At 60.1% G+C, this 19,028-nt stretch carries 13 protein-coding genes and 3 tRNA genes; 9 read left to right on the forward strand and 7 right to left on the reverse strand.

Annotated features, from left to right (window positions below; translation table 11 throughout):
• Positions 1-70 precede the first annotated feature (70 nt).
• From BM059_RS06530 to BM059_RS06570, 9 genes are all read left to right on the forward strand, one after another.
• A tRNA-Arg gene (locus tag BM059_RS06530) sits at positions 71-147 on the forward strand.
• A 39-nt stretch (positions 148-186) separates the two neighbouring features.
• A tRNA-His gene (locus tag BM059_RS06535) sits at positions 187-262 on the forward strand.
• A 56-nt stretch (positions 263-318) separates the two neighbouring features.
• Positions 319-403: transfer RNA gene (locus BM059_RS06540), tRNA-Leu, on the forward strand.
• 127 nt (positions 404-530) lie between these two features.
• Complete coding sequence (tig, locus tag BM059_RS06545; protein WP_037000805.1) at positions 531-1,841, forward strand: trigger factor; 1,311 nt, start codon at positions 531-533, stop codon at positions 1,839-1,841.
• 94 nt (positions 1,842-1,935) lie between these two features.
• A complete protein-coding gene (gene clpP / locus BM059_RS06550) occupies positions 1,936-2,577 on the forward strand; it encodes an ATP-dependent Clp endopeptidase proteolytic subunit ClpP (RefSeq protein WP_037000807.1) in 642 nt (213 codons plus the stop codon).
• A 107-nt stretch (positions 2,578-2,684) separates the two neighbouring features.
• Positions 2,685-3,965: an ATP-dependent Clp protease ATP-binding subunit ClpX gene (gene clpX, locus BM059_RS06555; RefSeq protein WP_037000808.1), complete on the forward strand. Its 1,281-nt coding sequence runs from the start codon at positions 2,685-2,687 to the stop codon at positions 3,963-3,965.
• A 149-nt stretch (positions 3,966-4,114) separates the two neighbouring features.
• The gene (lon, locus tag BM059_RS06560) at positions 4,115-6,511 is read left to right on the forward strand and encodes an endopeptidase La (RefSeq protein ID WP_074937523.1); all 2,397 of its coding nucleotides are present in this window, start codon (positions 4,115-4,117) and stop codon (positions 6,509-6,511) included.
• Between the two features lie 135 nt (positions 6,512-6,646).
• The gene (hupB, locus tag BM059_RS06565; RefSeq protein ID WP_003239952.1) at positions 6,647-6,919 is read left to right on the forward strand and encodes a nucleoid-associated protein HU-beta; all 273 of its coding nucleotides are present in this window, start codon (positions 6,647-6,649) and stop codon (positions 6,917-6,919) included.
• A gap of 194 nt (positions 6,920-7,113) precedes the next feature.
• Positions 7,114-8,961 carry a SurA N-terminal domain-containing protein gene (locus BM059_RS06570; RefSeq protein ID WP_074937525.1) on the forward strand — a complete coding sequence of 616 codons (1,848 nt, stop codon included), beginning with the start codon at positions 7,114-7,116 and terminating at the stop codon, positions 8,959-8,961.
• Positions 8,962-9,015: 54 nt separating this feature from the next.
• On the opposite strand, the gene BM059_RS06575 is transcribed toward BM059_RS06570, so the two are convergent.
• From BM059_RS06575 to BM059_RS06605, 7 genes are all read right to left on the reverse strand, one after another.
• A complete protein-coding gene (locus BM059_RS06575; RefSeq protein ID WP_074937526.1) occupies positions 9,016-10,563 on the reverse strand; it encodes a phospholipase D family protein in 1,548 nt (515 codons plus the stop codon).
• 250 nt (positions 10,564-10,813) lie between these two features.
• Positions 10,814-11,608: an enoyl-ACP reductase FabI gene (gene fabI, locus BM059_RS06580; RefSeq protein WP_074937528.1), complete on the reverse strand. Its 795-nt coding sequence runs from the start codon at positions 11,606-11,608 to the stop codon at positions 10,814-10,816.
• 28 nt (positions 11,609-11,636) lie between these two features.
• Positions 11,637-13,250 (reverse strand): ABC transporter ATP-binding protein, encoded by a 1,614-nt coding sequence (locus BM059_RS06585; RefSeq protein WP_074937530.1) that lies wholly within the window; start codon positions 13,248-13,250, stop codon positions 11,637-11,639.
• Position 13,251: 1 nt separating this feature from the next.
• Positions 13,252-14,271 (reverse strand): ABC transporter permease, encoded by a 1,020-nt coding sequence (locus BM059_RS06590; RefSeq protein WP_074937532.1) that lies wholly within the window; start codon positions 14,269-14,271, stop codon positions 13,252-13,254.
• Positions 14,272-14,273: 2 nt separating this feature from the next.
• The gene (locus BM059_RS06595; RefSeq protein WP_074937534.1) at positions 14,274-15,347 is read right to left on the reverse strand and encodes a microcin C ABC transporter permease YejB; all 1,074 of its coding nucleotides are present in this window, start codon (positions 15,345-15,347) and stop codon (positions 14,274-14,276) included.
• 1 nt (position 15,348) lies between these two features.
• A complete protein-coding gene (locus BM059_RS06600; RefSeq protein WP_037000817.1) occupies positions 15,349-17,196 on the reverse strand; it encodes an extracellular solute-binding protein in 1,848 nt (615 codons plus the stop codon).
• Positions 17,193-19,022 (reverse strand): extracellular solute-binding protein, encoded by a 1,830-nt coding sequence (locus tag BM059_RS06605; protein WP_074937536.1) that lies wholly within the window; start codon positions 19,020-19,022, stop codon positions 17,193-17,195. The genes BM059_RS06600 and BM059_RS06605 overlap by 4 nt, the downstream gene beginning before the upstream one ends.
• Between the last annotated feature and the right edge of the window lie 6 nt (positions 19,023-19,028).

The following is a 19,028-nucleotide window of genomic DNA, read 5'->3' on the forward strand; positions in this document are numbered from 1 at the left end:
CGGCAAGAGCCAAGCCCTGGTGGTGAGGTTGGAGCCAAAAGCTTGTAAGTCTGCGCTAGCGGATGGATAAGTGCCCGTAGCTCAGCTGGATAGAGCATCCGCCTTCTAAGCGGATGGTCGCAGGTTCGAGTCCTGCCGGGTGCGCCATTTGGCGGTCAGGCAAGTTGAGTAAGCAAATGCAATATGGTGGGCGTAGCTCAGTTGGTAGAGCACAGGATTGTGGCTCCTGGTGTCGTGGGTTCGATTCCCATCGTCCACCCCATATTCCAAAGCGCCAGGCCCAAAGCCTGGCGTTTTTGTTTTAAGCTGCAAAGCCACGCGGACGTGGTGGAATTGGTAGACACACCAGATTTAGGTTCTGGCGCCGCAAGGTGTGAGAGTTCGAGTCTCTCCGTCCGCACCATCTTTATATAGCCCTCCCGACTGCCGCCTGCTTCTAGGGTGACTTCTGCACATTGACCCTCTAGAATGCTTGGCCTTGATTCGGGGCCGGTTCGAGCCGGCTTATGTCTGTGCAACGAGGAATATCCATGCAAGTTTCTGTTGAAAGCACTTCTGCTCTTGAGCGCCGCATGACCGTCGGCGTACCCGTCGAGCGCATCGAGACCGAAGTCAACAAGCGTCTGCAGCAGACTGCCCGTCGTGCCAAGGTTCCTGGCTTCCGTCCTGGCAAGGTACCGATGAGCGTGATTCGTCAGCGTTACGAAGATGCCGCTCGTCAGGAAGCACTGGGCGACCTGATCCAGGCTACCTTCTACGAGGCCGTGGTCGAGCAGAAGCTGAACCCGGCTGGTGCTCCGGCCGTAGAGCCGAAGTCTTTCGAGAAGGGCAAGGCTCTGGAATACGTCGCTACCTTCGAAGTGTTCCCCGAGTTTCAGGTTTCCGGTTTCGACACCATCGCCATCGAGCGCCTCGAGGCAGATGTAGCTGACAGCGACGTCGACAACATGCTCGACATCCTGCGCAAGCAGAACACCCGCTTCGAAGCTGTTGAGCGTGCTGCCGAGAACGGCGACCAACTGAACATCGATTTCGTCGGCAAGATCGACGGCGAAGCCTTCGCTGGCGGTAGCGCCAAGGGTACTCAGCTGGTGCTGGGCTCCGGCCGCATGATCCCGGGCTTCGAAGACGCCCTGGTCGGTGCCAAGGCTGGCGAAGAGCGCGTCATCAATCCGGTTTTCCCTGAGGACTACCAGAACCTCGATCTGGCCGGCAAGACCGCCGAGTTCACCGTTACCGTGAACAGCGTTTCCGCCCCGCAATTGCCTGAGCTGAACGACGAGTTCTTCGCTCTGTTCGGCATCAAGGAAGGTGGTCTGGAAGGCTTCCGCGCCGAAGTTCGCAAGAACATGGAGCGCGAGCTGCGTCAGGCCATCAAGTCCAAGGTCAAGAACCAGGTAATGGACGGCCTGCTGGCTGCCAACCCGGTCGAAGTGCCGAAGGCGCTGATCGGCAATGAAGTGGATCGTCTGCGTGTGCAAGCCGTTCAGCAGTTCGGTGGCAACATCAAGCCTGATCAACTGCCGGCTGAGCTGTTCGAAGAGCAAGCCAAGCGCCGTGTCGTGCTGGGCCTGATCGTCGCTGAAGTGGTCAAGCAGTTCGAGCTGAAGCCGGACGAAGCCCGCGTACGCGAGCTGATCGAAGAGATGGCTTCGGCTTATCAGGAACCTGAGCAAGTGGTTGCCTGGTACTACAAGAACGACCAGCAAATGAACGAAGTGCGTTCGGTTGTACTGGAAGAGCAAGTTGTAGATACTGTTCTGCAGAAGGCCAACGTGACCGATAAAGCGGTTTCCTACGAAGACGCAGTCAAGCCGGCGGAAGCTCCTAAAGCCGACTGATCTGGTAACCTCGTTCGAGTACACCACCATAAGCCAGCCTCCGTGCTGGCTTATGCGTATTTGAGACATGACTATTAGGGAGTGAGCGCAAGACATGTCCCGCAATCCTTTTATGCAAAACATGCCTGAAATCCAGGCCGCTGGCGGCCTGGTGCCGATGGTCATCGAGCAGTCCGCTCGTGGCGAGCGTGCCTACGACATCTATTCGCGCCTGCTCAAGGAGCGCGTGATCTTTCTGGTTGGTCAGGTCGAGGACTACATGGCCAACCTGATCTGCGCCCAGTTGCTGTTTCTGGAAGCAGAAAACCCGGACAAGGACATCCATCTGTACATCAACTCGCCAGGTGGCTCGGTGACTGCCGGCATGGCGATCTACGACACCATGCAATTCATCAAGGCCGATGTGTCCACCACCTGCATCGGGCAGGCCTGCAGCATGGGTGCATTCCTGCTGGCTGGCGGTGCCAAAGGCAAGCGTTTCTGCCTGCCGAACTCGCGTGTGATGATTCACCAGCCGCTGGGCGGCTTCCAAGGGCAGGCCTCGGATATCGAGATCCATGCCAAGGAAATCCTCTTCATTCGCGAGCGTCTGAACCAGTTGCTGGCTCACCACACCGGTCAGAGCCTGGAAATCATCGAGCGTGATACCAACCGCGACAACTTCATGAGCGCTTCGCGCGCCGTGGAATATGGTCTCGTCGATGCCGTACATGAAAAACGTCAAATGCCGGTCTAGATAAGGCGCAGCCTGCGGGCACCCTTCAATGACGCGACCTGCGCCCTTGAAAATGCCCGCATTTGCCTTCATCTTGTGTTTCAAGCCTACCGTATTGGATTGATCGAATGACTGATACCCGTAACGGTGAGGACAACGGCAAACTGCTTTATTGCTCCTTCTGCGGCAAAAGCCAGCATGAAGTGCGCAAGTTGATCGCCGGTCCTTCCGTCTTCATCTGCGACGAATGCGTCGACCTGTGCAACGACATCATCCGTGAGGAGGTGCAGGAAGCCCAGGCCGAGAGCAGCGCGCATAAACTCCCGGCACCCAAGGAAATCAGCGGCATCCTCGATCAGTATGTGATTGGTCAGGAGCGCGCCAAGAAGGTGCTGTCGGTAGCGGTGTACAACCACTACAAGCGTCTGAACCAGCGCGACAAGAAAGACGATGTCGAGCTGGGCAAGAGCAATATTCTGCTGATCGGCCCGACCGGTTCCGGTAAGACGTTGCTGGCGGAAACGCTGGCGCGCCTGCTCAACGTGCCGTTCACCATCGCCGATGCCACCACCTTGACCGAAGCTGGTTATGTGGGTGAGGACGTCGAGAACATCATCCAGAAGCTGCTGCAGAAGTGCGATTACGATGTCGAGAAGGCCCAGATGGGCATTGTCTATATCGACGAAATCGACAAGATTTCGCGCAAATCGGACAACCCGTCGATTACCCGTGACGTATCGGGCGAGGGCGTGCAGCAGGCATTGCTCAAGTTGATCGAAGGCACCGTGGCTTCGGTTCCGCCGCAGGGCGGGCGCAAACATCCGCAGCAGGAGTTCCTGCAGGTCGATACGCGCAACATCCTGTTCATCTGCGGCGGCGCATTCGCCGGTCTGGAGAAAGTCATCCAGGCGCGTTCCACCAAGGGCGGCATCGGTTTCGGTGCGGAAGTGCGCAGCAAGCAGGAAGGCAAGAAAATCGGCGAGTCTCTGCGTGAGGTCGAGCCGGATGATCTGGTCAAGTTTGGCCTGATCCCCGAGTTCGTCGGTCGTCTGCCGGTGATCGCGACTCTGGAGGAGCTGGACGAAGCAGCTCTGGTACAGATTCTCACCGAGCCGAAGAATGCGCTGACCAAGCAATACGCCAAGTTGTTCGAGATGGAAGGCGTGGATCTGGAGTTCCGCTCCGATGCGCTGAAGTCCGTGGCGCAGAAGGCGCTGGAGCGCAAGACTGGTGCTCGTGGCCTGCGTTCGATTCTCGAGGGCATTCTGCTCGATACCATGTACGAGATCCCGTCCCAGCAGGACGTGAGCAAGGTGGTTATCGACGAGAGCGTCATCGAGGGTTCGTCCAAGCCGCTGTTGATCTACGAGAACAGCGAGCCGCCGGCGAAGGCCGCGCCAGACGCCTGACGGCTGTTACACGATGCAAAGAAGGGGCCCTTTGGGCCCCTTCGCTTTTCTGGACATTGCGCTTGTTTTTTGTGGGAGCTACCCCCATCTTAAAAGCCAAGGGTAATCCCGCCTGTTTACGGCCTTATGGCCGCCGCTGAGCCGAAATCATGAAGACAACCATCGAATTGCCTCTCCTGCCATTGCGCGATGTAGTGGTCTATCCGCACATGGTCATCCCGCTTTTCGTCGGGCGTGAGAAATCTATCGAGGCCCTCGAGGCTGCGATGACGGGCGACAAGCAGATTCTTCTGGTGGCCCAGAAGAATCCGGCCGTCGATGATCCGGATGATCAGGACCTGTATCGCGTTGGCACCGTTGCCACCGTCCTGCAGCTACTCAAGTTGCCCGACGGCACCGTCAAGGTGTTGGTCGAGGGTGAGCAGCGCGGCTCCATTGAGCGTTTCATCGAGTTCGATGACCATTGCCGTGCCGAAGTGCAGCTGATCGAGGAGGGCGAGACGGCCGAGCGCGAGTCGGAAGTCTTCACTCGCAGCTTGCTCAGCCAGTTCGAGCAATATGTGCAGTTGGGCAAGAAAGTCCCGGCGGAAGTCCTTTCTTCGCTCAATAGCATCGATGAGCCGAGTCGCCTGGTAGACACCATGGCTGCTCACATGGCGCTGAAGATCGAGCAGAAGCAGGAGATCCTGGAGATTACCGCGCTGTCCGCTCGTGTCGAGCACGTACTGGCGCTGCTGGATGCCGAGATCGACCTGCTGCAAGTCGAGAAACGCATTCGCGGCCGCGTGAAGAAGCAGATGGAGCGTAGTCAGCGCGAGTACTACCTGAATGAACAGATGAAGGCCATTCAGAAAGAGCTGGGCGACATCGACGAAGGCCACAATGAGCTCGACGAGCTGCGCAAGCGCATCGACAACGCTGGCCTGTCCAAGGAGGCCATGACCAAGGCCAATGCTGAGCTGAACAAGCTCAAGCAGATGTCGCCAATGTCCGCTGAAGCCACCGTTGTACGTTCCTACATCGATTGGCTGGTCAACGTGCCGTGGAAGGCAGAGAGCAAGGTCCGCCTGGACCTGGCGCGTGCCGAAAGCATTCTCGATGCCGATCACTACGGCCTGGAAGAGGTCAAGGAACGCATCCTCGAGTATCTCGCCGTGCAGAAACGGGTGAAGAAACTCAAGGGGCCGGTGCTCTGCCTGGTCGGTCCGCCCGGCGTGGGCAAGACCTCGCTGGCCGAGTCTATCGCCACCGCGACCAACCGCAAATTCGTGCGCATGGCGCTCGGTGGTGTGCGTGACGAAGCCGAGATTCGTGGTCACCGTCGTACCTACATCGGCTCGATGCCGGGTCGTCTGATTCAAAAGATGACCAAGGTCGGTGTGCGCAACCCGCTGTTCTTGCTCGATGAGATCGACAAGATGGGCCAGGACATGCGTGGCGATCCTGCCTCGGCACTGCTGGAGGTGCTCGACCCCGAGCAGAACCACAATTTCAACGATCACTACCTAGAGGTCGATTACGACCTGTCGGATGTGATGTTCCTCTGTACTGCCAACTCGATGAACATCCCCGGTCCGCTGCTGGATCGTATGGAAGTCATCCGCTTGCCGGGCTACACCGAGGACGAAAAGGTCAACATCGCCATCAAGTACCTGGCGCCCAAGCAGATACAGGCCAATGGCCTGAAGAAGGGTGAGCTGGCGTTCGAAGAAGCGGCGATTCGCGACATCATTCGTTACTACACGCGCGAAGCTGGTGTGCGCAGTCTTGAGCGGCAAATCGCCAAGGTATGCCGCAAAGTGGTCAAGGAGCACGTGCGCGAGAAGCGTTTCCAGGTCACGGTCACTGCTGATTCGCTGGAGCACTTCCTGGGCGTGCGCAAGCATCGTTACGGTCTTGCCGAACAGCAGGATCAGATCGGTCAGGTGACCGGATTGGCCTGGACGCAAGTAGGTGGCGAGCTGCTCACCATCGAGACGGCTGTGGTGCCTGGCAAGGGCAATCTGATCAAGACGGGCTCGCTTGGAGACGTCATGGCGGAGTCGATGACAGCGGCTATGACAGTGGTGCGCAGTCGGGCGAAAAGCCTGGGGATCTCCGCTGATTTCAACGAGAAGCGCGACGTTCACATCCATATGCCCGAAGGTGCAACACCCAAGGATGGCCCGAGTGCGGGCATAGGTTTGTGCACGGCATTGGTGTCGGCATTGACCCAGATTCCGGTGCGGGCAGACGTGGCCATGACCGGTGAAATCACCTTGCGTGGCCAGGTGTTGGCCATCGGTGGTCTCAAGGAAAAACTTCTGGCTGCTCATCGGGGTGGGATCAAGACAGTGATCATTCCCGAAGAAAATGTGCGCGATTTGAAAGAAATTCCGGAAAATATTAAGCAAGACCTGCAGATTAAACCGGTTAAATGGATTGACGAGGTCCTGCAAATTGCGCTGCAATACGCCCCGGAGCCCTTGCCCGATGCGGCTCCCGAGATGGTTGCAACGGATGACAAGCGCGAGTCTGATTCCAAGGAGCGAATCAGCACGCATTAGCCGGAGGGCTTCCTTGACACAATTTTTGAGCCCTTGTTATAAAGCGGCTCTTATTGTGTCAGCAGGCCATCCAGCACCCGCTTTGCTTACACTAAAAATCAAGAAACAAACTCAACAGAAATAAGGGGACTTAGAGTGAACAAGTCGGAACTGATCGATGCCATCGCTGCATCTGCTGATATCCCGAAAGCTGTTGCTGGCCGCGCGCTGGATGCAGTGATTGAATCCGTCACTGGCGCTCTGAAGGCTGGTGATTCCGTCGTACTGGTTGGCTTCGGCACCTTCGCTGTCAAAGAGCGTGCTGCTCGCACTGGCCGCAACCCGCAGACCGGCAAGCCGATCAGCATCGCTGCTGCCAAGATCCCGGGCTTCAAAGCTGGCAAGGCTCTGAAAGACGCCGTCAACTAAGCGTCTTCCGGGTTTGCCTCGCCGTCAGGCTCTGTCTGGCGGCTGTTAGGAGGCAGAGCAGGAAGTCGTCGACTCTTCTGCACTGACCGCTTAACGCGTTACGAGAAGGCGCATCCAAGGATGCGCCTTTCTTCTATCTGGACATTACCCACACTGCGCGGCTGGTGACTCTGTACAGTCGTTCTGGGGGAAGCATGCTGCAAAACATCAGGGACAATTCACGCGGTTGGATTGCCAAAATCATCATCGGCCTCATCGTGATGTTGATGGCCTTTACCGGTTTCGAAGCCATCGTCACGGGTACCAGCAACCGCAACAATGCGGCTGACGTGAACGGTGACACCATTACCCTCAACGAGCTCAACCAGGCCGTTGAAATGCAGCGCCGTCAGCTGCTGCAGCAACTGGGCCGTGATTTCGATGCCTCGTTGCTCGATGACAAGCTGCTGCGTGAGGCTTCGCTCAAGGGCCTGATCGAGCGCAAGTTGCTGCTGCAAGCAGCCGATGACGCTCATTTTGCCTTCTCGCAGGCGTCGCTGGATCAGGTGATCCTGCAAACTCCCGAATTCCAGGTAGATGGCCGCTTCGATGCTGGGCGCTTCGATCAGGTCATTCGCCAGATGGGCTACACCCGTATGCAGTTCCGCCAGATGCTGGAAGAGGAAATGCTGATCGGGCAACTGCGCGCCGGCCTCGGTGCCAGTAGCTTCGTCACCAAGCAGGAGGCCCTTGCGTTCGCCAATCTGGAGCGTCAGACCCGTGACTTCGCCAGCTTCACCGTCAAGGCCGACAGCGCTGCGATCGAGCTGAGCGATGACGACGTCAAAGCCTATTACGACGAGCATGCCGGCGAGTTCATGAGCCCCGAGCAAGTGGTGCTGGACTACGTCGAGCTGCACAAGGACAGCTTCTTTGATCAGGTCGAGGTCAGCGATGCAGACCTGCAGCCGCTGTACGAGAGCGAAATCGCCAACCTGGCTGAGCAGCGTCAGGCTGCGCACATCCTGATCGAGGGTGATGACCAGGCCGCACGTACCAAGATCGAAGAGATCAAGTCGCGTGTGGATGCTGGTGAAGACTTCGCTGCTTTGGCCAAGGAGTTCTCGCAGGACCCGGGTTCGGCTGCCGATGGCGGTGACCTGGGTTATGCCGGTCCTGGCGTATACGACCCGGCCTTCGAAGAGGCACTCTATGCGCTGCAGCAAGGCCAGGTTTCCGAGCCGGTGAAGAGCGAGTTCGGCTGGCACCTGATCAAGCTGCTGGGCGTTCAGGCGCCTGAAGTGCCAAGCTTCGACAGCCTCAAGGACAAGCTGGCGCGTGACTTCAAGGCTCAGCAGGTCGAGCAGCGCTTCGTCGAGGCGACCAAGCAGCTGGAAGATGCCGCATTCGAAGCATCGGATCTGGCTCAGCCGGCTCAAGAGCTGGGACTCGAGGTCAAGACCAGTGAAGCCTTCGGTCGTGAGGGTGGTGCAACGGGTATTACTGCCAATCGTCAGGTGCTGCAAGCTGCCTTCAGCCCTGAAGTTCTGGAAGATGGCACCAACAGCTCGACCATCGAACTGGACCCGAGCACTGTGGTTGTGGTGCGTGTGAAAGAACACAACAAGCCCGAGCAACTGCCGCTGGAGCAGGTTGCCGAAAGCATCCGTGCCCATCTGCAGCAGGAACGTGCTGCCGCTGCCGCCAAGGCTGAGGGCGAGAAGCAACTGGCCGCTGCCGAGGCAGGCGAAGCTACTGGTGCTGATTGGCAGGTTCAGGAAGCAGCCACTCGCAGCCAGGACGGCGTCGAGCCTAAGGTACTGCAGGCACTGTTCCGCATGCCCAAGCCTGCCAAGGCAGGTGAGCCGACCTTCGCCGGTGTGACGCTGAACAATGGCGACTATGTCGTGCTGCGTCTCGATGGCGTGAACGTACCGGAAGAAGCGCTGGCGGACGAAGAGCTCGCCATGTACCGCAACTTCCTCGCTTCGCGCGCGGGTCAGCAGGACTTCGCGGCGCTGCGTAAGCAGATTGAAGCCAAGGCCGACATCGAGCGTTTCTGATCGTTGTTTGCTACGAAAGAGCCCCGCCAAGTGCGGGGCTTTTTCGTTCGTGGTTCATAGCAGCCATTCGATGGGTAGCCACGAGAGCAGGCGTATGCCCAGGCTTTTTAGCGGGTTTGTGCCTGGCTCGCTGTCGAGTCGACGTTGCTCACCATCTACGCGTTCAAGCCAGTAGATCCGGCCATTCTCGTCCAGCTTCAGCTCGTAGGCATTTGCCGGGATCTCGGTTTCGAATGCCTGACCAATGGCTGCTGCCAGCGCCGGGCTTTCGATGATGAATCCCATCTCTGTGTTGAGGCGGGCCGAGCGCGGATCGAAGTTGAATGAGCCGATGAAGATTCGCTGGCCATCCAGGGCGAAGGTCTTCGCGTGCAGGCTCGAGCCGGAGCTGCCAAACGGCCCGGCTTTTTCCCGGTGGCCTTCGTCGTCTGCACCCAGGCGCATTTCATAGAGCTTGACGCCACCTTCCAGCAGGTCGCGACGGCGCTTGGCGTAGCCGGCATGTACGGGTGTCACGTCGGTTGCTTCCAGAGCATTGGTGAGAATGCGCACTTCTACGCCGCGCCGTACCATATCGGTGAAGAGGTCGACGCCAGTTTGCGTGGGGACGAAATAGGGAGAGACAAGATCGACCCGAGATGCGGGGCTGTCGAGCATCTCAGCCAGATCGCTGATCAGCAGTTCGCCGTCACTGGCGTTGCCAAGGCCCTTTGCGGGGTCGTCGCTGACCAGGGTGGTCTCGCTCCATTCGAAGCTCAGGTTCTTGTCCAGCAAGCGTGCAATGAAGTCACTATCCTGCAGCGCTTTCACATAACCGCTGGCAGCAGGCGAATTGGAAAGATCTGCAGCGATGTCGTGCAGGCGCAACGGAGCACTCTGGCGACGCGGCACGATCAGTTCCAGTGGATAGCTCGAATCACTGGCCCAGTAACGATCGAAATCGGCCGAGGTGTCGGCGACGACCGGGCCGATTGCCAGCACGTCGAGGTCGGCGAAAAGCACGCCCTCACTGGCATCGAAGTATTCGTCGCCAATATTGCGCCCGCCGATGATGGTGGCCTGGTTGTCGACGGTAAGCGACTTGTTGTGCATGCGCCGGTTAGCACGGGAGAAGTGAGTCAGATAACCCAGCATCTTGCCCTGGCGCAGGGAGAAGGGGTTGAACAGGCGTACTTCGATATTGGGGTGGTGATCGAGCGTGCTCAGCGTCCGGTCAAGGCCGGCGATGCCGTTGTCGTCGAGCAGCAAGCGCACGCGGACACCTCGTTCGGCTGCTCTGAGCAGCGCGTCGAGTAACAGAGTGCCGGTAATGTCGTTGCGCCAGATGTAATACTGCACGTCGAGGCTGCGTTCGGCCGCTTCGACCATCAGCATGCGTGCAGCGAAGGCATCTCGAGCGGCTGTCAGCGTCAGGATGCCGGACAGGCCCGGATGAGCATCTCGCTGGCTGCCCAGCGCTTGTCCCAGCGTGGTGTTGGCCGTTTCCGCCTGGGTGAAGGCCTGGCTCTCACTACGGCCATCCAGTGCCGGTAATGCGCAGCCCGCCACAAGGCTGCATAGCGCAGTGATCAGGCCGGCTCGCCACTTGTTTGTCGGGATCATTTACCCATCTCGATTCCTGGCTTCCCAGCTAGGACAACGTCAGCCTGGATGGGTGCCGGGCTTTCACGAGATAGGGGGGGCGGCATCAGCACCGCTGACTGAGGCTTTTGGCGTTCTGACGAATAATTGCCGGAAACGAAAACGCCGCAGTTCCAGGGAGCCTGCGGCGTTTTCGTTGCCGGCGCGTGCGCCGTTATGCAGGGGTGGGCATCGATGGTAGTGCTCCATTCGATGCCCAGGCGACTGCCAATCAGTCTTCCATGGCGCCCATGGCGGTGGTGTTGAAGCCACCGTCGACGTACATGATTTCACCGCTTACGCCCGAAGCCAGGTCGGAGCAGAGGAACGCGCCAGCGTTGCCGACTTCCTCGATGGTGACGTTGCGGCGCAGCGGAGTCTGCTTCTCGTTGGCAGCCAGCATCTTGCGGAAGCTGGCGATGCCGCTGGCCGCCAGGGTGCGGATCGGGCCGGCGGAGATGGCGTTGACGCGCGTGCCTTCAGGGCCGAGGCTGCCGGCCAGATAGCGTACACCGGCCTCCAGGCTGGCCTTGGCCATGCCCATGACGTTGTAGTTGGGCATGGTGCGCTCAGCGCCCAGGTAGGAGAGGGTGAGCAGGCTGCCGTTGCGGCCTTTCATCATCTCGCGACCGGCCTTGGCCAGGGCGACGAAACTGTAGGCGCTGATGTCGTGGGCGATCTTGAAGCCTTCACGGGTGGTGACGTCGGTGAAGTCGCCATTGAGCTGATCGCCCGGAGCGAAGCCAACGGAGTGAACGATGCAGTCCAGGCCGTCCCATTTCTTGCTCAGCGCTTCGAATACAGCAGCGATTTCTTCGTCATTGGCGACGTCGCAGGCGAAGCACAGGTCGGCGTTTGAGCCCCAGCCGGCAGCGAAGTCTTCTACGCGGCCCTTGAGCTTCTCGTTCTGGTAGGTGAAGGCCAACTCGGCACCTTCGCGGTGCATGGCGGCTGCGATGCCCGAGGCGATGGACAGTTTGCTGGCAACGCCAACGATGAGTACGCGCTTACCGGTTAGAAAACCCATTGTGCTATTCCTCTTCCTGTTTCAAGGATCAGTGAGCCGTTGCCGGGGCCAGAAAAGCGGCTTCCAGCAACTGCTGCGTATAAGGGTGTTGCGGTGCACTGAAGATCGACTCGGCAGACCCCTGTTCGACCACCTGGCCCTGCTTGACCACCATCAACTGGTGGCTCAGCGCTCTGACTACCGCCAGGTCATGGCTGATAAACAGATAGGTCAGGTTGTACTTGGCCTGCAAGCCGCGCAACAACTCCACCACCTGACGCTGTACCGTGCGGTCGAGCGCCGAAGTGGGCTCGTCCAGCAAGATCAGCGCCGGTTTCAACACCAGTGCCCGGGCAATGGCAATCCGCTGCCGTTGCCCGCCAGAAAACTCGTGGGGGTAGCGATGCCGCGTCTGCGGGTCCAGCCCTACCTCCAAAAGCGCGTCGATGATGGCTTGTTCCTGTTCCGCCTCGTTGCCCATACCGTGAATGCGCAGACCTTCACCGACGATCTGGCTCACCGACATGCGTGGGCTCAGGCTGCCGAAGGGGTCCTGAAACACCACCTGCATCTGCCGACGCAGCGGGCGTATTTCCTGCTGGCTGAGGCCCTGCAGCTGCTGACCCTGGAAGCGGATATCACCGCGACTGGCGAGCAGCCGCAGAATGGCCATGCCCAGGGTGGATTTACCGGAACCACTTTCACCGACGATGCCCAGGGTCTGGCCCTGAGGCAGGCTGAAGTTGATGCCGTCCACCGCTTTGACATGATCCACCGTCCGGCGCAGCAGGCCCTTCTTGATCGGGAACCATACGCGCAGGTCGTCCACTTCCAGCATCGGCTTGCCCGCAGGGTTGGCCGCAGGGTCGCCGCTGGGCTCGGCACCGAGCAGTTCCTTGGTGTAGGGATGCTGCGGAGCCTGGAACAATTCTTCACATGACGCCTGTTCGACGATGCGACCGCGCTGCATGACACATACGCGATGGGCAATTCTGCGAACCAGGTTGAGGTCGTGGCTGATCAGCAGCAGCGACATGCCCAGGCGCGCCTGCAAATCCTTGAGCAATTCGAGGATTTTCAGCTGTACGGTGACGTCCAGGGCTGTGGTGGGTTCGTCGGCAATCAGCAGTTGTGGCTCGTTAGCCAGTGCCATGGCGATCATCACGCGCTGACGCTGGCCGCCGGACAGTTCGTGCGGGTAGGCCTTGAGGCGCTTCTTCGGCTCGGGAATGCCAACCAGCTCCAGCAGTTCCAGCGTGCGCGCACTGGCCGCCTTGCCGCGTAGCCCCTTGTGCAGGGCGAGCACCTCGTTGATCTGCTTTTCGATGCAGTGCAGCGGGTTGAGCGAGGTCATCGGCTCCTGGAAGACCATGGCGATACGGTTGCCGCGAATGCCGCGCAGGCGGCCTTCGCCGAGCTTGAGCAGATCTTCGCCAGCGTAGTCGATGCTGCCGTGCGGGTGGCGCGCGAGCGGGTAGGGCAGCAGGCGCAGGATTGAGTGGGCGGTGACCGATTTGCCCGAGCCACTCTCACCGACCAGAGCCAGGGTTTCGCCTTTATGGATGTCGAAGCTGACGCCGTCGACCACGCGCTGGCATTGCTCGCCCATGACGAACTCGACGGCCAGGTCGCGAACTTGCAACAGGGTTTCGTTCTGGCTCATGTCATTTCCTCGGGTCGAAAGCATCGCGGGCGGCTTCGCCGATGAACACCAGCAGGCTCAGCATGATCGCCAGCACGGCGAAGGCGCTGATGCCCAGCCAGGGCGCCTGCAGGTTGCTCTTGCCCTGCGCGACCAGCTCGCCGAGCGACGGCGCGCCAGGCGGCAGGCCGAAGCCGAGGAAGTCCAGGGCAGTCAGGGTGCCGATGGCGCCGGTGAGGATGAAGGGCATGAAGGTCATGGTCGAGACCATGGCATTGGGCAGGATATGGCGGAACATGATCGCGCCGTTGCCCATGCCCAGCGCTCGCGCCGCGCGTACGTACTCGAGGTTGCGGCCGCGCAGGAATTCGGCGCGCACCACGTCGACCAGGCTCATCCAGGAGAACAGCAGCATGATCCCGAGCAGCCACCAGAAGTTCGGCTGCACGAAGCTGGCGAGGATGATCAGCAGATAGAGCACCGGCAGGCCCGACCAGATTTCCAGGAAACGCTGGCCGAGCAGGTCGACCCAGCCGCCATAGAAGCCCTGTAGTGCGCCGGCGATCACGCCGATCACCGAGCTGGCCAGGGTCAGGATCAAGGCGAACAGCACCGAGATGCGAAAGCCGTAGATCACTCGCGCCAACACGTCACGGCCCTGATCGTCGGTGCCCAGCCAGTTGTCCGCCGAAGGCGGGGCCGGGGCCGGCACTTCCAGGTCGTAGTTGATGCTCGAATAGCTGAAGGGGATCGGCGGCCAGATCATCTTGCCGTCCTTCTCCGCGATCAGGTCCTGAATGTACGGGCTCTTGTAGTTGGCCTGCAGCGGGAACTCACCGCCGAACACGGTTTCCGGGTAGCGTTTGAGTACCGGGAAATACCACTGCCCGTCGTAGCGCACGGCCAGCGGCTTGTCGTTGGCGATCATTTCGGCGCCGAGGCTCAGGCCGAACAGCAGGAGGAACAGCCACAGTGACCACCAGCCACGTTTGTGCGCCTTGAAACGGTCGAAGCGGCGTTGATTGAGAGGCGAGAGTTTCATGCTCAACCCTCCCGGCTTTCGAAGTCGATGCGCGGATCGACCAGGGTGTAGGTGATGTCACCGATCAATTTCACGATCAGCCCCAGCAAGGTGAAGATGAACAGGGTGCCAAACACCACCGGATAATCGCGGTTGATCGCCGCCTCGAAGCTCATCAGGCCCAGGCCGTCGAGCGAGAAGATCACTTCAATCAGCAGGGAGCCGGTGAAGAAGATGCCGATGAACGCGGCCGGGAAGCCAGCGATGATCAGCAGCATGGCGTTACGGAACACATGGCCGTAGAGCACGCGATGGTTGGTCAGGCCCTTGGCGCGGGCGGTCACCACGTACTGTTTGTTGATTTCGTCGAGGAAGCTGTTCTTGGTCAGCAGGGTCAGGGTGGCGAAGTTGCCGATGACCAATGCCGTGACTGGCAGCACCAGGTGCCAGAGGTAGTCGAGGATCTTGCCGCCGAGGCTGAGTTGCTCGAAGTTGTTCGAGGTCAGGCCGCGTAGCGGGAACCAGTCCCAGTAGCTGCCGCCGGCGAACATCACGATCAGCAGGATGGCGAAGAGGAAGGCCGGGATGGCGTAGCCGATGATGATCGCCGAACTGGTCCAGACATCGAAGGCGCTGCCGTGGCGGGTGGCCTTGGCGATGCCCAGCGGGATGGAGACCAGATACATGATCAAGGTGCTCCATAGCCCAAGCGAGATCGACACCGGCATCTTCTCGATGATCAGGTCGATGACCTGCGCGTCGCGGAAGAAACTGGAGCCGAAATCCAGCTGGGCGTAGTTTTTCAGCATTATCCAGAAGCGTTCTGGTGCCGACTTGTCGAAACCGTACATCTTCTCGATTTCGGCGATCAGCTGCGGGTCGAGGCCCTGGGCGCCGCGATAGTTGGAGCCGGCCACCGATACTTCGGCGCCACCTCCGGCGATACGGCTGGTGGCGCCATCGAAGCCTTCCAGCTTGGCGATCATTTGCTCGACCGGGCCGCCAGGCGCGGCCTGGATGATGATGAAGTTGATCACCAGGATGCCGAACAGGGTCGGGATGATCAGCAGCAGGCGGCGAAAGATATAGGCCAGCATGTTATTGCACCGCCTCTTCGGTCGCCTGTTGCTGGGCCTCGCTCGGCTGTTCCAGGCCCGGGCGCACCCACCAGGTGTGCAGGCCGATGTCGTAGAGCGGCGTCACCTTCGGATGCTCGAAACGGTTCCAGTAGGCGACGCGCCAGGTCTTGATGTGCCAGTTGGGGATCACGTAGTAGCCCCACAGCAGCACGCGGTCGAGGGCGCGGGTGTGGGCGATCAGATCCTGCCGCGAGTCGGCGTTGATCAGCTCTTCGACGATCTGGTCGATGGCCGGGTCCTTGAGGCCGATGAAGTTACGGCTGCCAGGGTTGTCGGCGCTGGAGGAGTGCCAGTATTCGCGTTGCTCGTTGCCCGGCGAGTTGGACTGACCGAAGCCGCCGACGATCATGTCGAAATCACGCGAGCGTAGGCGGTTGATGTACTGCGAAACGTCGACGCGGCGGATCACCAGCTCGATGCCGAGGTCGGCCAGGTTGCGTTTGAAGGGCAGCAGCACACGCTCGAATTCGGTCTGCGCGAGCAGGAATTCGAAACTCACCGGCTGGCCGTTGGCATCGAGCATGCGGTCGCCATCGATGCGCCAGCCGGCCTGTTGCAGCAGTTGGTAGGCACGGCGTTGCTGCTCGCGGATGATGCCGCTGCCGTCGGTAGCCGGTACGCGGAACTCTTCGCTGAAGACTTCGGCGGGAATCTTGCCGCGCAGCGGCTCGAGGATCGCCAGCTCCTCCTCGCCGGGCAGCCCTTGCGAGCCCAGTTCAGAGTTGTCGAAGTAGCTGCGGGTGCGGAAATAAGCACCGTTGAACAGGCGCTTGTTGGCCCATTCGAAGTCGTATAGCAGGCCCAGCGCCTCACGCACGCGGCGATCCTGAAACTGCGGGCGGCGGGTGTTGAAGATGAAGCCCTGCATCCCGGTCGGGTTGCGGTTCTGGATCTCTTCCTTGATCAGCTGACCGTTGGCGACTGCCGGGGTATTGTAGGCGGTCGCCCAGTTCTTCGCGCTGGTTTCCAGCCAATAGTCGAACTGGCCGGCCTTGAGCGCCTCCAGGGCCACGGTGTTGTCGCGGTAGTAGTCGATCTGGATGGTGTCGAAGTTGTAGAAGCCGCGGCTCACCGGCAGGTCTTTGGCCCACCAGTCGTCGACCCGCTCGTAGCGGATACTGCGACCGGCCTGGACGCGCCCGACCTTGTACGGGCCGCTGCCCAGCGGTACCTCAAGGTTACTCTTGGCGAAGTCGCGTTCGGCCCACCAGTGCTTGGGCAGTACCGGTAACTGGCCGACGATCAATGGCAGTTCGCGATTGCCGGCGTGCTTGAACACGAAGCGCACGCTGCGCGCAGACTCCACTTCGACTCGGTCGACGTCGGCGTAGTAGCCGCGGTACATCGGTGCGCCTTTTTCCATCAGCGTATCGAAGGTGAACTTGACGTCGTCGGCGGTGATCGGCGTGCCGTCGTGAAAGCGCGCCTCCTTGCGTATCAGAAAGCGTACCCAGGCATTGTCGGGCGCCTTCTCGATCTTCTCTGCTACCAGGCCGTAGGCGGTGAACGGCTCATCCATGCTCTGTACGGCAAGGGTGTCGTAGATCAGGTTGATCTCGTCGGCGGCCACGCCTTTGCTGATGAAGGGATTGAGGCTGTCGAAGCCACCGAAACCCGCTTCACGGAAGGTGCCGCCCTTGGGCGCATCGGGGTTGGTGTATTCGAAATGTGTGAAGTTGGCGGGGTATTTGGGCGGCTCGTCATAGAGCGTGACAGCGTGTTTGGGGGCGGCGAAGGCAAGGCCGGCTAGGCCGAGCAGAATGAGGCTGCTACCGTGAAGCAGGAAACTGCGCAGCGGGTGGGTCATCGAGTGTTCTCCGTGGGCTTCAGCCACCAGGTGCGCAGGCCCAGCGTGTAGGGCGGCGTGGTGACGAAGGCGAACCGGTTACGGTACGCCAGGCGGTGATAATTGATGTACCAGTTGGGAATGCTGTAGTGCTGCCAGAGCAGGACCCGGTCCAGGGCGCGAGCGGCGGCGACCTGCTCGTCGCGGGTCTGCGCCGAGAGCAGTTTGTCGATCATCTGGTCGACCACCGGATCGTTGACCCCGGCGTAGTTCTTGCCGCCTTTTACGTTCACCTGGCTGGAGTGGAAGTACAGCGATTGCTCCAGGCCTGGGCTGAGGGTTTGCGGTAGGGTCAGCAGAATCATGTCGTAATCGAACTGGTCGAGGCGTTGCTTGTACTGGGCGCGGTCCACGGTGCGCAGGTTGGCGCTTATGCCGATGCTGGCGAGGTTGGCGGTGTAGGGCTGGAGAATGCGCTCGAGGCTCGGGTTGACCAGCATGATTTCGAATTCGAGGCGTTGCCCTCGCGCATTGCGCAGCTCCTGGCCGACTGGCTTCCAGCCGGCTTCGGCCAATAGACCGAGGGCGCGCCGCAAGGTTTCCCGCGGGATGCCACGGCCGTCGGTTACCGGTTGTTTCGGCGCTTCGGTAAACAGGCGCGCAGGCAGCTTGTCGCGGTGGGGGGAAAGCAGCAGCCATTCCGCGCCTTCGGGTTTGCCGGTGGCCGAAAACTCGCTGTTGGGGTAGTAGCTGGCAGCGCGTACATAGGCGTTGTTGAACAGCGTGCGATTGGTCCACTCGAAGTCGAACATCAGCCCCAGCGCTTCGCGCACTCTGCGGTCACTGAACAGCTCGCGACGCGTATTCATGAACAGCGCCTGGGTCTGGGTCGGAATCTGGTGGGGTATCTCGGCGCGAATCACGTCGCCGCGGGTGACAGCTGGAAAGCGATAGCCGTTACTCCAGTTCTTCGCCTGATTTTCGATGTAGAAATCGAATTCGCCTGCCTTGAATGCCTCGAAGGCGACATGGTTGTCCCGGTAGAACTCCACTTCGATGCGGTCGAAGTTATATTTGCCGCGATTGACCGGCAGATCCTTGCCCCACCAGTCCTTCACTCGCTCGAACACCAGGCGGCGGCCCGGCACGACCTGGACGATACGGTAGGGCCCGCTGCCCAGTGGCGCGTCGAAGGTGGTGCTCTTGAAATCGCGGTCTTTCCAGTAGTGCTGCGGCAGGACGGGTAGTTCGCCCAGGCGCAGGATCAGCAGCGGGTTCCCGGCGCGCTTGAAGACGAAGCGGATACGGTGTCTGCCCAGAATGTCGACGCGCTTCACTTCCTGCAGGTTGGTGCGGTATTGCGGGTGGCCGTCATTACGCAGCAGGCGATAGGAAAAGGCCACGTCGTAGGCGGTAATGGGTTTGCCGTCGTGAAAGCGTGCTTCCGGTCGCAGGTTGAAGACCACCCAACTGCGGTCCTCGCTGTACTCGACGCTCTTGGCGATCAGGCCGTAGCTGGATGCAGGCTCATCGCCCGAAGGGTCATAGGCGCCGGTGCCGACCATCAGGGGTTCGTTCAGCTCATTGGCGCCGTACTGCAGGAAGTGCGCAGTCGAGATCGGGCTGCTGCCCTTGAAGGTGTAGGGGTTGAGCGTATCGAATGTGCCGGCCGCCATGATGCGCAACGTGCCACCTTTGGGCGCATCGGGGTTGACCCAGTCGAAATGACTGAAGCTGGCAGGGTACTTGAGTGTCCCGAACTGGGCATAGCCGTGGCTCTCGCTGAGAGTCGCAGAGGCGGGAAAGCTCAAGGCCAGGCTGAGGAACAGCAGGAGGAGGGGACGCATCGGGCG

Origin of the sequence: Ectopseudomonas composti, assembly GCF_900115475.1 — a bacterium.
GTDB classification, from domain to species: Bacteria; Pseudomonadota; Gammaproteobacteria; order Pseudomonadales; family Pseudomonadaceae; genus Aquipseudomonas; species Aquipseudomonas composti.

What these genes read in the sequence shown, in the direction of transcription:
- BM059_RS06605 (WP_074937536.1), bottom strand. Translation starts at nt 19,022, where the DNA reads ATGCGTCCCCTCCTCCTGCTGTTCCTCAGCCTGGCCTTGAGCTTTCCC.
- BM059_RS06595 (WP_074937534.1), bottom strand. Translation starts at nt 15,347, where the DNA reads ATGCTGGCCTATATCTTTCGCCGCCTGCTGCTGATCATCCCGACCCTG.
- clpX (WP_037000808.1), top strand. Translation starts at nt 2,685, where the DNA reads ATGACTGATACCCGTAACGGTGAGGACAACGGCAAACTGCTTTATTGC.
- BM059_RS06575 (WP_074937526.1), bottom strand. Translation starts at nt 10,563, where the DNA reads ATGATCCCGACAAACAAGTGGCGAGCCGGCCTGATCACTGCGCTATGC.
- BM059_RS06570 (WP_074937525.1), top strand. Translation starts at nt 7,114, where the DNA reads ATGCTGCAAAACATCAGGGACAATTCACGCGGTTGGATTGCCAAAATC.
- fabI (WP_074937528.1), bottom strand. Translation starts at nt 11,608, where the DNA reads ATGGGTTTTCTAACCGGTAAGCGCGTACTCATCGTTGGCGTTGCCAGC.
- clpP (WP_037000807.1), top strand. Translation starts at nt 1,936, where the DNA reads ATGTCCCGCAATCCTTTTATGCAAAACATGCCTGAAATCCAGGCCGCT.
- tig (WP_037000805.1), top strand. Translation starts at nt 531, where the DNA reads ATGCAAGTTTCTGTTGAAAGCACTTCTGCTCTTGAGCGCCGCATGACC.
- lon (WP_074937523.1), top strand. Translation starts at nt 4,115, where the DNA reads ATGAAGACAACCATCGAATTGCCTCTCCTGCCATTGCGCGATGTAGTG.
- BM059_RS06590 (WP_074937532.1), bottom strand. Translation starts at nt 14,271, where the DNA reads ATGAAACTCTCGCCTCTCAATCAACGCCGCTTCGACCGTTTCAAGGCG.
- BM059_RS06600 (WP_037000817.1), bottom strand. Translation starts at nt 17,196, where the DNA reads ATGACCCACCCGCTGCGCAGTTTCCTGCTTCACGGTAGCAGCCTCATT.
- BM059_RS06585 (WP_074937530.1), bottom strand. Translation starts at nt 13,250, where the DNA reads ATGAGCCAGAACGAAACCCTGTTGCAAGTTCGCGACCTGGCCGTCGAG.